The 12,181-nt window shown below is 62.7% G+C and carries 17 protein-coding genes; 8 read left to right on the forward strand and 9 right to left on the reverse strand.

What is annotated here, in order from left to right; all coding sequences use genetic code 11:
- Positions 1-273: 273 nt before the first annotated feature.
- From FHW79_RS29490 to FHW79_RS29500, 3 genes are all read right to left on the reverse strand, one after another.
- Complete coding sequence (locus FHW79_RS29490; RefSeq protein WP_183182233.1) at positions 274-846, reverse strand: hypothetical protein; 573 nt, start codon at positions 844-846, stop codon at positions 274-276.
- Positions 847-1,033: 187 nt separating this feature from the next.
- Positions 1,034-1,525, reverse strand: coding sequence for a hypothetical protein (locus FHW79_RS29495; RefSeq protein WP_183182234.1), 492 nt, complete (start codon positions 1,523-1,525; stop codon positions 1,034-1,036).
- Between the two features lie 41 nt (positions 1,526-1,566).
- On the reverse strand, positions 1,567-1,857 hold the full coding sequence (locus FHW79_RS29500; protein ID WP_149651021.1) for a helix-turn-helix domain-containing protein: 291 nt from the start codon (positions 1,855-1,857) through the stop codon (positions 1,567-1,569).
- A gap of 123 nt (positions 1,858-1,980) precedes the next feature.
- Here FHW79_RS29500 and FHW79_RS29505 point away from each other — a divergent pair, with 123 nt between their 5' ends.
- The 5 genes from FHW79_RS29505 (at position 1,981) to FHW79_RS29525 (ending at position 4,649) form a co-directional block, all read left to right on the forward strand.
- On the forward strand, positions 1,981-2,319 hold the full coding sequence (locus FHW79_RS29505) for a hypothetical protein (RefSeq protein ID WP_183182235.1): 339 nt from the start codon (positions 1,981-1,983) through the stop codon (positions 2,317-2,319).
- A 26-nt stretch (positions 2,320-2,345) separates the two neighbouring features.
- Entirely contained in the window at positions 2,346-2,816 is a 471-nt protein-coding gene (locus tag FHW79_RS29510; protein ID WP_183182236.1) for a helix-turn-helix transcriptional regulator, read from the forward strand.
- Positions 2,817-2,852: 36 nt separating this feature from the next.
- Complete coding sequence (locus FHW79_RS29515; RefSeq protein ID WP_183182237.1) at positions 2,853-3,083, forward strand: hypothetical protein; 231 nt, start codon at positions 2,853-2,855, stop codon at positions 3,081-3,083.
- A 310-nt stretch (positions 3,084-3,393) separates the two neighbouring features.
- The gene (locus FHW79_RS29520) at positions 3,394-3,591 is read left to right on the forward strand and encodes a hypothetical protein (protein ID WP_183182238.1); all 198 of its coding nucleotides are present in this window, start codon (positions 3,394-3,396) and stop codon (positions 3,589-3,591) included.
- A gap of 98 nt (positions 3,592-3,689) precedes the next feature.
- Complete coding sequence (locus FHW79_RS29525; RefSeq protein ID WP_183182239.1) at positions 3,690-4,649, forward strand: DUF5131 family protein; 960 nt, start codon at positions 3,690-3,692, stop codon at positions 4,647-4,649.
- 245 nt (positions 4,650-4,894) lie between these two features.
- Here the strand turns inward: FHW79_RS29525 and FHW79_RS29530 are convergent, their stop codons facing one another.
- Both FHW79_RS29530 and FHW79_RS29535 read right to left on the reverse strand, forming a co-directional pair.
- Positions 4,895-6,490, reverse strand: coding sequence for a hypothetical protein (locus FHW79_RS29530; RefSeq protein WP_183182240.1), 1,596 nt, complete (start codon positions 6,488-6,490; stop codon positions 4,895-4,897).
- Positions 6,491-6,596: 106 nt separating this feature from the next.
- Positions 6,597-7,163: a hypothetical protein gene (locus FHW79_RS29535; RefSeq protein ID WP_183182241.1), complete on the reverse strand. Its 567-nt coding sequence runs from the start codon at positions 7,161-7,163 to the stop codon at positions 6,597-6,599.
- Between the two features lie 158 nt (positions 7,164-7,321).
- Between FHW79_RS29535 and FHW79_RS33600 the strand changes: the two genes are divergently transcribed.
- Complete coding sequence (locus tag FHW79_RS33600) at positions 7,322-8,287, forward strand: DsbA family protein (RefSeq protein WP_183182242.1); 966 nt, start codon at positions 7,322-7,324, stop codon at positions 8,285-8,287.
- A 5-nt stretch (positions 8,288-8,292) separates the two neighbouring features.
- Positions 8,293-8,820 carry a hypothetical protein gene (locus tag FHW79_RS29545; protein ID WP_183182243.1) on the forward strand — a complete coding sequence of 176 codons (528 nt, stop codon included), beginning with the start codon at positions 8,293-8,295 and terminating at the stop codon, positions 8,818-8,820.
- A gap of 59 nt (positions 8,821-8,879) precedes the next feature.
- On the opposite strand, the gene FHW79_RS29550 is transcribed toward FHW79_RS29545, so the two are convergent.
- The 3 genes from FHW79_RS29550 to FHW79_RS29560 all read right to left on the reverse strand — a co-directional run bounded on the left by FHW79_RS29550 (position 8,880) and on the right by FHW79_RS29560 (position 10,560).
- Positions 8,880-9,146, reverse strand: coding sequence for a hypothetical protein (locus FHW79_RS29550; protein WP_183182244.1), 267 nt, complete (start codon positions 9,144-9,146; stop codon positions 8,880-8,882).
- 14 nt (positions 9,147-9,160) lie between these two features.
- On the reverse strand, positions 9,161-9,844 hold the full coding sequence (locus tag FHW79_RS29555) for a hypothetical protein (RefSeq protein ID WP_183182245.1): 684 nt from the start codon (positions 9,842-9,844) through the stop codon (positions 9,161-9,163).
- Between the two features lie 119 nt (positions 9,845-9,963).
- Positions 9,964-10,560: a hypothetical protein gene (locus FHW79_RS29560; protein ID WP_183182246.1), complete on the reverse strand. Its 597-nt coding sequence runs from the start codon at positions 10,558-10,560 to the stop codon at positions 9,964-9,966.
- Positions 10,561-10,732: 172 nt separating this feature from the next.
- Between FHW79_RS29560 and FHW79_RS29565 the strand changes: the two genes are divergently transcribed.
- Positions 10,733-11,764: a M48 family metalloprotease gene (locus FHW79_RS29565; protein WP_183182247.1), complete on the forward strand. Its 1,032-nt coding sequence runs from the start codon at positions 10,733-10,735 to the stop codon at positions 11,762-11,764.
- A 135-nt stretch (positions 11,765-11,899) separates the two neighbouring features.
- On the opposite strand, the gene FHW79_RS29570 is transcribed toward FHW79_RS29565, so the two are convergent.
- Complete coding sequence (locus FHW79_RS29570) at positions 11,900-12,178, reverse strand: hypothetical protein (protein WP_183182248.1); 279 nt, start codon at positions 12,176-12,178, stop codon at positions 11,900-11,902.
- Positions 12,179-12,181: the final 3 nt, after the last annotated feature.

Genomic DNA, 12,181 nt, shown 5'->3' on the forward strand with positions numbered 1-12,181 from the left:
TCGGCAATGCTCAGAAAGGTCCGCAGGGCCGGTCCGCTGAGTTGTCGGCGTTTGGTCGGGGCGAACCGGTCAGGCTGGAGGAGCGGAAGCCTTCCGGGGCTTGATGCGGTGATGCGGTGGGTACGAGCAGGCATGGCGGCGCTTCCTCCTTGTCCATATTTGAACCATATAGTCCAGATATGGACGCCGTCAAGCCGTCCGGCGGTTACCCTACGCCATCTTGCCGACGCCGCGGAGACTGGGCGTACGCCCTCCTTGTATAAAGAATCCGAGTTAGAAATCTCCGCTTTCAGCCACCTTCTGCCACCAGGTTGCGGCACCCTTGCCAGTGAGCATCAGCGAAGGCGTCTTCGCGTCGTCGATCTCAGCGAGGAGCCCGAGCTTCAAAAGTGGCTGGATGGTTCGGTCGCCATAGTACTGTCCGTCGGGGAACAGCGGCTTGATGTTCTTCCCCGTATCTACAGTGAACACGACCCAGTAGGGATTGCGATGCAGCGCGTCGCGCTTCTCCAAAAACGGCCACGGTTCGTCGGGGAAGCGCACTTCTCCCCCAAGTGACCAGCGGCAGATGCAGGCGAAAGCTTCACGCGGGCGCGGCGGGATCAGCAGCCAGTTCATGGGGGCATTTGGGGCGTTCGCGTTCGGCTCCGGCACCGGGTGCGGTGATCCATCCAAGCTGTCCTGGCGCCCAAGCAAGTAGGCCTTCTCCAGAGCTCGGCGGATGGCACCGGCAAAATCCTGGTTTTTCCCGTTCTTACGATTCCAACGATCGGTCTGCACCAGTTCACGCGCGATCTCACGGAACGCGGCGGACTGCTCCGCCGAAACCTTCGAGGGGTGGGCCATGCCTGTGCTCCTCGGTCCTCGCATTGATGCCGCTCTGCTGGCGGATTTTACCTCGCGCGCGCCTGCCAAACGTCACAAATTTGCGGCTGGCCAGCCCTATCGGCGCCCAAGACCTTCAGCCTGCGCCGGGCGCTTGGTCAGTTCCACCGCGGCGGCCGACCGGCCGGAGCGGTAACCCTGCCGCTGGTCATCGCCGGCACGAACCATTTCCAGCTGCCTGGTTCGCAGCCGTCGGAGTGGCCGCGGAGCAACCAACGACGCACTGCAGCGCCTGCATGGGATCGACCCAGCGAAACGACCCGAAGCCGTTCAAGGCGAACCCGCCCCGTCCGTCAGCCACCACTGCGGGGTCCCCAGTTGCTGCCCAACTCTCGCCGGCGAAGATCCAGTATGATTCGCGGACATTTCGGCGCAGAAGCCCGCGCCGGACATTGCGGTGCGTGACCTTGATCCGGCGGAGCCAAACGCCGTCGAGCGGGAAGCCAGGGTCGTCGACCAGCCAGTGCGTGCTGTCTTCCCGGGCGACGATCATGCCATCGAAGCGGCTGGTTCGACGGCTTGGATGGAGCCGCTCCATCGGCACGGCGTCACCGTGGGCCTTCGCAATGATGTCAAGGGCGATTAACTGGTTGGGGGCAAGCACCCCTTGCGCACCGGCGGCGATCATCAGCGGCATCATGGTTCCCTATCGGCGCGCGATGTTTAAAGCATTACAGCAACTCACCGCTTCCGGAAAGTCACTCCGCCAGCAAGCGATCCTCCGGAAAGCTCGAACACGATGCCTGCTACCTCAAGCGCTCGAACGATGTCGGCCATATTGTTTGCCGCGATCGAAGGGATTTCGTCACCGGCCTTTTCAGCGCGCTGGATAGTCGCCACGCCCAGCTTCGCTGCTTTGCCAAGCTGATCCTGACGCCGCATGCCAGCGAGTTGGCGCGCTGCCCGTATCTGGTTCCCGGTCAACATGATCGGGGTATGCACGGGCTCCCAAGCCCCTTCAAGTTTTTCCATCGACTTCCGCCCACAGAATGTCAAATGCGATTGACAATCTATCATATGTGATGCACGCTACAAGCGATAAGAAAGCGGTATTGCCGCACAATGATTCGCTAGCTTGACGACGAGAAACGCTCAATGACCGAGCCCGCCGAACTCGATTATGACGTCGAGGCGACCCACTATCCGGCGGACGAGCCGGAGGAGGTCACACAGCAGCTCATGCGCCTGTCGAGTGAGATCCTGCACCGTCGTCGCGCGCTCGCGACCCGGCCGGAGCCTGATCCGGTCTATCCGGAAATCGGCCGCTACCGCGAGCTGTCACGCGCTGTGGAATGCCTGATCGACTGCGCCGGCCAGCCCTTGCCGGATTACCGCGAGCAGTTGCTTGGAATTGCCGCCCTGGCCCTGGACGCTGTGATTCGTACCGACGCCAAGACCGGGCGGAACAACACCCTCAACTCCCCCACTGTCTGACACATCCAACATTAAGAGGTTTCAGTATGCGCGACGTTTCCCGCCGCTCCGCCGGCCGCACCAAGTCGGACAAGCCGAACCCGATCGACGCACACGTCGGTTCCCGTGTCCGGTTGCGTCGAACCCTCCTGGGAATGAGCCAGGAAAAGCTCGGAGACGCCATTGGCTTGACCTTCCAACAGGTGCAGAAATACGAGCGCGGCGCCAACCGCATCGGTGCATCGCGTCTGTTCAAACTTTCTCAGGTCCTGGACGTGCCGGTATCCTTCTTCTTCGACGACATGCCGGCAGAAGCCGCGGCGGCTGCGGTTGACGACGACGAGGCAGGTGGCGGAGGCTTCGAGGAAAGGTCGGTCACCTGCGAACCGGACCCGATGGCGAAACGTGAGACGCTGGAACTGGTGCGCGCCTACTACCGCATCAACGATCCCTCGGTGCGCAAGCAGTTGTTTCAGATGACGAAGACCCTCGGGGATTCCAGCCAAAACGAGCAATAGGCCTCTGGCATCCGTGGCAGACGAGAGATTGATGAGGTGAACGCCATCGCGCGGCTGGAGCGGGTGCGCAGCGCCCTGGAGGACCTGCGCGAGGTGGTCAGGTGGTGGAAGCGGCGCGTAAAGGAGAAAGAGGCTGACGACGCCGATGTGATCGCCGATCTGCACCGATTGCTGGCCGACGTCTCGCGCTGCGCGCCCGCTAACCTCGCTGCGCGTTCACGGGATGTCGAGATCCGACTGGGCCGCTCTCCCGACCTCTACAATTGAACCCTGAACCCAGCCCTCCGCTCAGCGAACGCTTGACCATGCCCACCAACAGTTTCGCCACTTCTGAACTTCGCCCCGGCGATTTCGTGCGGATGGTAGCCGGTCAACACCCGGCCGGCTCCAGATTCCTCATTGAGGACACCAAAGGTACCCCATGGATCACCCTCACCCCGGCTACGAACTCGGGCGCACCTGACCGCCGCCGCACGGGATGGTCGGGGAATTACGCCGATGCACGGTGGGATATCATCCGCCGCGGATGCCCGCCGGCCTGACCACCAATCCTCCCGTCACCCGCATGGAGCCGTCTATGTCCGCGACGAATTTTGTCCTGATCCAGTGCCGTGCCGAGGGCCGGATGGCCGCCAAACGCGGCGATGGTCAGCGCTCCAACCCCTATGGTGGTCGCGACGCTGGCGACTGTGGCCGCGCCTGGGACGAAGGCTACCGCGCCCACCTTGCTGACCTGGGCGAGGCGTACGACGATGAGGTCGACGGCCATCGCTAAGCCGTCTGCATCCACCTGACGAGCGGCCAGAGCGCCAAGTCTGATCTATCAACATCGCGGCGCCTGAACCATCCATCAAAGCTTGCGAGGCTTGAGACATGGAAACTACCGATGCCGTCATCTGCACTGCGTGCTGCCATATCGGCCCGCCGCCGGCGGGGACGGTCTCGTGCTGCCCGGAGCGGCGGCCCATCTCGCTGAACCTGATCCCGAGATCACTGGCCAGTCTGCTGACCGGAATTTCTTGGAGCAGCTTCACAATCAACGCTTGGAACGGTTGCACGGAGGTCCCCGCGTCCTCGGGGGGCCGCAGCGGCTGTGTGATCTGCTACGCCAGGACTTTTTCAGAGAGGAAGGGCTGGGCGCGATGGGGCGCCGGGCAGCCGCGGCACCAGTTCTCCGGTTGGAAGGCGCGTGCGCGGCGCCTCGACCGCATGGCGCGCGAAACCGGGCTGCGGTTCGCCGTGTTCGCATTCTCCTTGGCGGACTGGTTGGATGCCGAGGTGGATCCGAGTTGGCGCTCTGAGTTCACCACTGTCGTCGAGGAATGCACCAACTTGGATTGGCTGTTGCTCAGCCATCGGCCGCACTTGGCTCGCAAGCTCGCGCCGGCGAGCTGGCGGAACACGCTTCCGCCGCATGTCTGGCCGGGCGTCACCGTCGAGCACGCCGCGCACGGCTTCCGCCTCGACCAACTCGCCGAGTTGTGGGGCGACACCGGAAGGATGTGGGTGTCGGTCGAGCCGATCGCCGGGTCGCTGGCCACGGTGGACCTTTCACCGGCCTGCTGCATCATTGTGGGCGGCGCCTCCAATACAGACGACTTGGCCTGGGTGCCCAATCCCGTGCACGTCGCGGAGATCCTCGAAGCCTACCCGCAGCGGACGCACTTCAAGCAATGGGGCGTGTTTGACGTGGCCGGCGTTCACCGCGGGACGAAGGAGCGTGCCGGCCGGGATTGGAACGGTCAGCAATACGATTGGACTCCCTGGTCACGCCATCGACATCTGCTGACACGTGCCGCCGCCCACCGCGCACCTCCGAGTAGAGCCGCCTGACTCCGATCAATCCCTGGCCTATTCGACAGGATCGCCCAGTGTCTGAGAAAATCATTTCTCCCCGTCCCGGCCACAGCGTGCGCGTCCCCTTGGACCGTTTCAGTGCCACGAGGGAAGACACCTGATCATCCAGATACTGCCCAACAGCGATCCACTATCGTCGGCCTGCCCCTTACCCGACATCGGGTATTACCCAGCTGCCCGCAAACCTTGGTTAGCTGCCAACGAGCTGCTGCCGACCGATTTCAATAACGCGAATGGTGGCTTCGTAGCGGACTGGCCATGGGGCACCGGTGCTTACCTTCAAGCTCGGATGCCGAGGGGATGTTCCGCAGCAGCCGGTCACTGGCGCGTTTCGCCGCCAGCAGCCGTTTTCGCAGTTCAGAGCCAGTTTCAGGCGCCAAGGTCTCAGCCACGACCAACGCCGCATCCCCACGCGAACTGCTCGACATGCCGCCCCTTCGTACCGCTGCGGCAGTGGCCTCAATTTCAGAGCGCGTCGTGTCCAGGATTATGTTGATCACGCGTCGCGCGGCGGCCCGACATTGCAGCCCATCCATTTCGTCGACAAACGCGCGCAGCGCTGCGGAGGCGTGAACCGCGGAGGTTAGGCCCGACAGGTCGCCTTCGCACATCAGCGGCGACTTCGCCAAGGTGCCCAACCAAGGCAGGACCACGCTTCTCACCTGAGGAGCCACCCTGTCACGGACGGCATTCATGCGCCGCTGGATGACACCTCTTGGGTCAAGAAAGCCAGAACCTTCGATGCCCCGAACGCGCTTGGATAGGCCCACCGCTGCCTCCGCAGCGGCGAAAAGGGCGGTCGTGCAATCACCGCCACCCGTCCGAGCGACATGAAGCAAGCGAATGATGCGGGCGGCGCGGGTTTCCGCATCGCCAACAAGATCATCGACAAGCGCCACCATGTCGGCCGAGGCACAGCTGTCGATGGGCTTCTCCGCACAAAGTTCGATGCGCGTTCGACGACGGACGACATCGAGCAGCGACCAAGGCTGAGGACACGAGCGCCCAAGCAGGACGAAGTAGGCGGCAGCGGGGGAGCGCGAAAGAGGACCAGCCGGCATGTCGCGCTTCAGGGCAGACACCGCCTGACCGATCTCGAACAGCGCCGAATCAAGCTCCGGTGCCTCGCGCCAGTAACGCCGCCGCATCGCGTTGCGGAGATGAATGAGCGTATCGCCCATCGCGTCGCCAACCGTTCTGTGGGCCACATAGGCGCTGTGTAGACGAGTGAGCAGATCGGCCAGATGTGCGGCTGGATCCTCGTACCCGATCGCTGTAGCCCACCCCATAACGTCGGCATGGCTGGCCAGGAACTCAGGATCAGCGGCCATGTCGCCCAGTACGTCAGCAAGGACACGCTGTGACTGAACGGCGATTTGCGCGACGGCGTCGGTATCCGGTGAGCCTTCTGCGTTGACCACCAACTTCGCGTAGAGGTTGGCAAGCCCATCCAGCCGGGAAGGTTCTCGGCGTCGGGCTAGGACCCAGATAGCCCTAAGCCAGGGCCTCGGCACCGACCACGCACGCACATCGTCGGAGCCATCGAACAGCTTTTCCACTGGGGCAAAGGCCAGACGAGACAGCGTGTCAAGGCGCGGAAGCCGATCCTCTTGGAGCAGAGGTCGCAGCGCTCCCAGCATCGTGTCCAGGTTCGTGGTGATCAGCGTGTCCGCTTCCCACGCAAGAACTCGCTGCATTTCTATGTCACGGACGACCCGCTTCACCGTCCGGCTGTCCTGGTCGGACAGTAGGAAAATCGCCTCCTCCACCGGGGACGGACGAGCAATCCGGAAGGGCTCTGCCGTGCGAACCATCATGGACCGCTCGGCTGGCCGGGGCCGGTCGGCACCGAGCTTGGAGGACAAGCGGGAGAGCAGACGACTTGGCAAAGCGACCCACCGTGTGCAGAAATGCAGGGAGTCGTCAGCGAGTGTAGCCGAAAACGATGGCCACCCGTCGCACTGGCCCATTTCCGACCTTCAGTTCCAAGCGTTTGCCATTTTGCATGCGCAGCTTCTCTTCGATGCGGACATGATCCGGCTCCGGCGCCTTGGTTAGTTTTCGTTGATCCGCCATCACGTCCGCCCGCCGCAGTGCGGAGGCCTCAACCACCAGCTCGACCAGGGCATCTTCGCCATCGTGCGGGGTCACCCGGACTGCCGTGACATGCCCAGTGCAAACAGACCCCGGAAACACGCCGTCCTTCGCGGCCAGCGTGAACGTCCGCTTCCGAACGGAATGCGCGGACACCACCGTGTTTGCCTTCGTGATGAACGGCACCTGCTCAATCACCCGGTTGGCCCCGTCGAACAGAGTCACTTCAACAACGAGGGACGCTGAGGCATCGGATGCCAGATCCCGAATATCATCACCGGTCTGTTCGTCGCACAGACTCACAAGAGAAACATCCAACGGAGGTAAGCTTGCGGCCCTCGCGGCGTCAGGGGTAGCGAGCAGGGCAACGGCTGCGACCGCAAGCGAGCGTTTCATGTCGTGAATCCCCAGGGCAATTCCAAATTTATCGCCTAGCAGCTTCAAAAGCCGTTTCTCTACAGAGAAAGACGTCGGTTTTCGTTGTCTTTCGGCAGCGCGCTGAATTGCTCGATGGCGCTAGTCTCCCGGACGCACGATTATCCCGGAGATGAACTGTGAAGCGCTCCCTCCTGACCTTGCCCTTGCTCCTGGCAGTCTCCGTCGCCGCTCCTGCGTATGCGGCGGACAATACGGACAGCATCATCAATGCCCTCTTGAGCCGCATCGAGGGGCTCACTGAGCGGAATACGAAGCTCACCGTTGAGAATGAGCGGCTGTTGGCCGAGAGAGCGGCTCAGGGCGACTCCCAGGCCCGCGGCACACTGCGCCCCGGTGAGTATCTTCGAGTTCCCGAGGTGTCCGCCGGTCAAGCACCGCCCAAGATTGGCGGTGACATGCCCCTCCTGCCGGAAGCCGCGATCGACGCGAAACTACTCGACCCCCTGTTTCGTCAGTGGGTCCAGGCGAACGCAGGTTACATCTACGACAGCGTGAACAAGCACCTGTCCGAGCAGCAACAGGCATCGATGCCCAAACCCGCCGACTTTGCGGCGCGGCGCGATGAGCTGTTCGTGAAGGACGCCGTGAAGGCCGGCGCCCCCGACGAAGCCGCCAAGGTCCGGCTCGTCATGTTCGCCGACTACAACTGCCGCTACTGCAAGGAGATGCAGCCCGTTGTCGAGGATCTGATCGCCAAGAATCCCGACCTCCAGGTCGTCTACCGGGATCTGCCCATTCTCTCGCCGACGTCTCGGCTCGCAGCTCAGGCAGCCCGTGCCGCTGACGGCCAGGGCAAGTACGTCGAGTTCCACAAGGGGCTCTACAAGCTGCCGCAAATCGACGAGAACGCGATCCTCGATCTCGCCGCGCGGCTCAATCTCGACGTGGCAAAACTGAGGAAGGATATGGCATCCGCGGACGTCGCGTCGCTGGTCACGAACGACTTCAACCTCGGCCAGAGCCTGCGCATCGGCGGAACGCCGTTCTTCTACATCGACGGAGGAAGCCGAACCTTCCCCGGCGCGGTCCCGGCCGCCGAGTTGCAGAAGGTGATCGAGCAGGCGCGGGGCAAGAAGGGATGACGCGGATGATGTTCTTCCGCACGCTCGCCGCCGGCATCCTGCTGGCAGCGGCGGGTTCCGCGGCAGCGTCGACCTCGCAGAACCCCTGGAAGAGCATTGAGGCGGCCACCCAGGAGGTGGCCGTCGCCAAGCGCGACATGACCATCATCCTGCGGGTGCTCGCCAGCAGCGTCAGTTCCACAGAGTTCACCGTGGCGATGATGCCGCTGACCGCCGAAGTGAAGGCGCGGTATCGCTCGCAGGAATGCCTCTTTTACGAAGAGGTGACCAACACACCGTTCGCCGCGAACCCCTACTTCGCTCCGATCGCCGGCCAGATCGTCCAGGAGGCGTTGCCTCCCGAGTTCTACAACAACAAGGTCGTGGGAAAGCTGGCGTCTTACCTGGCGTACATGGCCGCGACCAATGACCCACCGGCCTGCGTCTGCGAACCGATGCCGGTCAAAGAGGTGATCGACCTTTGCCGGAAACGGTACTACCCGGCAGTCCCGGAGGACCAAGCACGCTATGACAAGGCGATGGGGCGCCCGTAGCGGCAATCAGCCAAGCGAGAACCGAGCGGCCGGTGGAGACATCCCCGGCCGCTCGCGTTTCAGCGCAGCGTGTAAACTCCGGTGTCCCACGCCGACGAAGGAGTGGGTTCCTGGCTAACACCGAACCACCCCGCCAATGGGTTCACTGCGTCAAGCGCGCCGCCCACTTGGCCGCTCGCCCAATGCACAGCAACGGCGGTGGTGCCGGGGCGTGTGTGCTCGAAATACATGCCGACGCCAATGCCGATGACCATCATCACAATCGGCGACCGCACCACTTGGAGGAAAAACGCGAACAGGAAGGTCCGCAGGATCAAGCTTCCCATGGAGATCTCCGCCTTCAGGTTCCGAGATGACCGATCGGTTGACAATTCCCCGTGGGCTCCAGGGGATCGTTGACCAGAGCCGAGCTGGTGGCCGGCGGCTGCTCAGGGAGGTTAGTGCCATTCCCGTTTGAGCCCGAAGGAGTGCCGACCGGGACCTCACGATGAGGACATGGCAGGCCATATTTTGTGGATGTTCCGCCCCAGCCCTTGTGACCGTCATACGCTGGGTCCCAGCATTGGAATAAGAGCACCCGCAGCATTTCGTGCACTGACCAAAAACTCTGTTCCGCCCATAGGGCAGTCAGCACTGGATCATTGACCCGTGCAACGAGCTGGCTGATTTCTGCGTCGTGCAGGTGCCGCCATTCGAGATGAGTCAGGGGAGTGCGCGGCCCGGCCCCAAGCGGCTCGATATGGACCACGCTCGTCCCAAGCGTCCAAGCAAGATTGGCGCGGTCTTCTGACATCGGCAGATGGTCGGTCAGATGATCCCAGATGTCCCGGTAAACCCAACGCATAGCCCGTATGGTTTCGATTCGCGCGTCCCGGCTTCTCACCTCATTCCACGCTTCCCGGACATAGGAATCATGCCAACGTCGGATACTCTTCAGGCGGGCGGTCAACACGAAGATTGCAAAACCAGCAGTTGCCAAGAGGGCAATTAGAGAAATGATAACGATTTCAGGCAGTATGGACATGGTGCATGCTTCCGTTTAAGTGCCCCGGTGACGAACTCTTCAGCCGTTTCCATTTTGGGTCGCACTCGGCGCGAGCTGTGACCTGGATGTCTGGGAGCAGGTCTTCTGAGGATCTGCTTCTATTGCAGGCGCAAATCAGCGTGACGAAGATCGAGGAGGATGACGTTGATCGGCTGCGCCGGAAGCGCACGGCAGTCATTCGAGAGGGGCTTGTTCATGTCGATTTCGGTCTGCTCATTCACCCTCAGCTTCCAATTCGCATTCCTCAAAGCAGTGGTATTGGCGCCGAGGTGCTTAGCGATGTCCTCAATCTGCTCCTCGGAGAACGGAAGGCTGGGTTCATTGGTGAAGGTGACCAGCGCCCATTGATTTTCGTGCGTGCGGGTCAGCCATAAGCAGATGCTTCGGCCCGCCACCTTGCCATCCATGGCTGGAGCCACCAGGCCGGTGGCCTTGAGCGCATCCAGACCGATGAAGACCCCTTCGCCCTTCATCGCGGCGAAAGTTGCCCGGTTCGCGGCCAGGTAAGCGTAGGCTGCATTTCGGTGGGCAGCCATGAGGATCGGGACAGCCTTCTCCTCAAGCACCTCTACATGGTGCTGAACTCTCCCCAGTTCCGACCGGAGACGCTCCATCTCATTGTGTCGGGTGTAGGCGAAAGCGCCTGTAGCAACGAGCGCTGCCCCCAGCCCCAGGACGGCCGCGGTTCTCTTCATGCAGATCATCTCCCGTCGTCGATCGACCTGCATCGTACTGGGTCGTCGCCGCGCTTCGCGCCGCTGAAAGACGCTGAATTACGACGCCTTTCTCTGGCGCGGCCGTTCCACCCCAGCGTCTAGCATAGCCGGCAAGACCGCCAACTCGCGGCAGCCAACTACGGAAGAAACCATGACGATCCGGATTCCCGGTCGCATTCGATCCGCCGCAACCGCCGTAGCCCTCCTCGGGCTCACCACAGCGGCGGCGGGACCCTTTGCACTGCTGACCGTCAAGAGCTTTACGCTCCTCGTAGAGCGAGGCACAGACCAACTTGCGCCCGCGCTGGTGTTCGGGCTTATCGGCCTTCCCTTCATCGGCTGGTGCCAGCGGTTTCTTTGGTGCTTCTTCTTGGCTCCGCAGCAAGCCGCCAAGGAGCTCGGGGCCCGAGTGATCACCCCACGCATGGTGAAGCGCGGCAAATTCGTAACACCGGAAGAGTCCACCCTCTACGCCATGGTCAAGGCCGTCGCCGAGCGCGCAGGCCTGCGGGCTGCGCCTAAGGTTGCCATCGTTCCCAGCGACGAGATCAATGCTTTCGCGGTGGGACGTCGGGGCAGCTATCTCATCGCGGTCAACGCCGGGACGATCAACCGGCTGTCGACCGCGGAGCTCGCCGCGGTGATCGGACATGAAGTCGGGCACGTAGCTCACGGGGATACTGTCATCAAGACCTTGGCTCTAGCGGTCCATGACAGCATCGCGACGTTCTTGATCGCTCCGTTGGCGTTCGCCCATGGGGTCTTGAGCGCTTCCAATGCCCTGCTGATGCTGGTGACCGCTGGTTTCCTCTACGCCGTCTGGGAGGGTAATTACGATCTCGCCGTGCCGTGCGGCGTGGCCTTGCTTTTGCCCCAGGTCGCGCGCCTCGTCCTCCTAACCTCCCGGGCTTTGATTGCCCAGCTCGACCGTTGGCGCGAATACCATGCCGATGCGGTCGGCGCCGCGCTAACCTCGTCGCAGACCATGGCCACGGCGCTTTCTAAGATTGCCGGAGACGGTCCAGGCAAGCGCATCGTGACCAACCCCCTGCATGCCCCTGCCCTGAGCGGATTCGGAATCAAGGACACGATCTTGTTCGCGGGCTTGGCCGGGAAGCTGTTCGCCACACATCCCCCCATCCAGGATCGCGTATCCGCTCTCATTAGCGGCCGTTATCGCTGAGCTGGTGCGCGACAGGCGCCAGCGCCCGCTTCCCCGACGTGCCGGCGAGGCGGACGGTACGAGACCAGCCGGCTTGCGAGCCCGTCGAGGCTGGTGCCGGAGGGGGTGGGCCAAAGCCCACCCTCCTCCGGTCACTCATGCCCCGCGTCCCCCTTTGTCGAGGTTCGCTTTCAGGCCATCGATTACCCGTTGCGCCTCCCTGGCGAACGGACCGGTGAACCTCTGGCTGTGCGCTGCGGCAAACCGCGCCGCCGTCACCATTCTCTGTCCAAACGGATGGAACTCCTCCTTGTACCTCCGACGCATCAGCTTCAGATAATCCTCGGAAGAGCCACCGAAGCCGGCCGGCGGGGCGAAGGGATGAGCCTCCCCTGCCCCCGGCTCGGTCTGGATCACGTTCAGGTCCAGGATCATGTC

The organism is Azospirillum sp. OGB3, from assembly GCF_014192915.1.
Taxonomy (GTDB): domain Bacteria; phylum Pseudomonadota; class Alphaproteobacteria; order Azospirillales; family Azospirillaceae; genus Azospirillum.

What these genes read in the sequence shown, in the direction of transcription:
- FHW79_RS29490 (WP_183182233.1), bottom strand. Translation starts at nt 846, where the DNA reads ATGGCCCACCCCTCGAAGGTTTCGGCGGAGCAGTCCGCCGCGTTCCGT.
- FHW79_RS29495 (WP_183182234.1), bottom strand. Translation starts at nt 1,525, where the DNA reads ATGATGCCGCTGATGATCGCCGCCGGTGCGCAAGGGGTGCTTGCCCCC.
- FHW79_RS29500 (WP_149651021.1), bottom strand. Translation starts at nt 1,857, where the DNA reads ATGGAAAAACTTGAAGGGGCTTGGGAGCCCGTGCATACCCCGATCATG.
- FHW79_RS29505 (WP_183182235.1), top strand. Translation starts at nt 1,981, where the DNA reads ATGACCGAGCCCGCCGAACTCGATTATGACGTCGAGGCGACCCACTAT.
- FHW79_RS29510 (WP_183182236.1), top strand. Translation starts at nt 2,346, where the DNA reads ATGCGCGACGTTTCCCGCCGCTCCGCCGGCCGCACCAAGTCGGACAAG.
- FHW79_RS29520 (WP_183182238.1), top strand. Translation starts at nt 3,394, where the DNA reads ATGTCCGCGACGAATTTTGTCCTGATCCAGTGCCGTGCCGAGGGCCGG.
- FHW79_RS29525 (WP_183182239.1), top strand. Translation starts at nt 3,690, where the DNA reads ATGGAAACTACCGATGCCGTCATCTGCACTGCGTGCTGCCATATCGGC.
- FHW79_RS29530 (WP_183182240.1), bottom strand. Translation starts at nt 6,490, where the DNA reads ATGATGGTTCGCACGGCAGAGCCCTTCCGGATTGCTCGTCCGTCCCCG.
- FHW79_RS29535 (WP_183182241.1), bottom strand. Translation starts at nt 7,163, where the DNA reads ATGAAACGCTCGCTTGCGGTCGCAGCCGTTGCCCTGCTCGCTACCCCT.
- FHW79_RS29545 (WP_183182243.1), top strand. Translation starts at nt 8,293, where the DNA reads ATGATGTTCTTCCGCACGCTCGCCGCCGGCATCCTGCTGGCAGCGGCG.
- FHW79_RS29550 (WP_183182244.1), bottom strand. Translation starts at nt 9,146, where the DNA reads ATGGGAAGCTTGATCCTGCGGACCTTCCTGTTCGCGTTTTTCCTCCAA.
- FHW79_RS29555 (WP_183182245.1), bottom strand. Translation starts at nt 9,844, where the DNA reads ATGTCCATACTGCCTGAAATCGTTATCATTTCTCTAATTGCCCTCTTG.
- FHW79_RS29560 (WP_183182246.1), bottom strand. Translation starts at nt 10,560, where the DNA reads ATGAAGAGAACCGCGGCCGTCCTGGGGCTGGGGGCAGCGCTCGTTGCT.
- FHW79_RS29565 (WP_183182247.1), top strand. Translation starts at nt 10,733, where the DNA reads ATGACGATCCGGATTCCCGGTCGCATTCGATCCGCCGCAACCGCCGTA.
- FHW79_RS29570 (WP_183182248.1), bottom strand. Translation starts at nt 12,178, where the DNA reads ATGATCCTGGACCTGAACGTGATCCAGACCGAGCCGGGGGCAGGGGAG.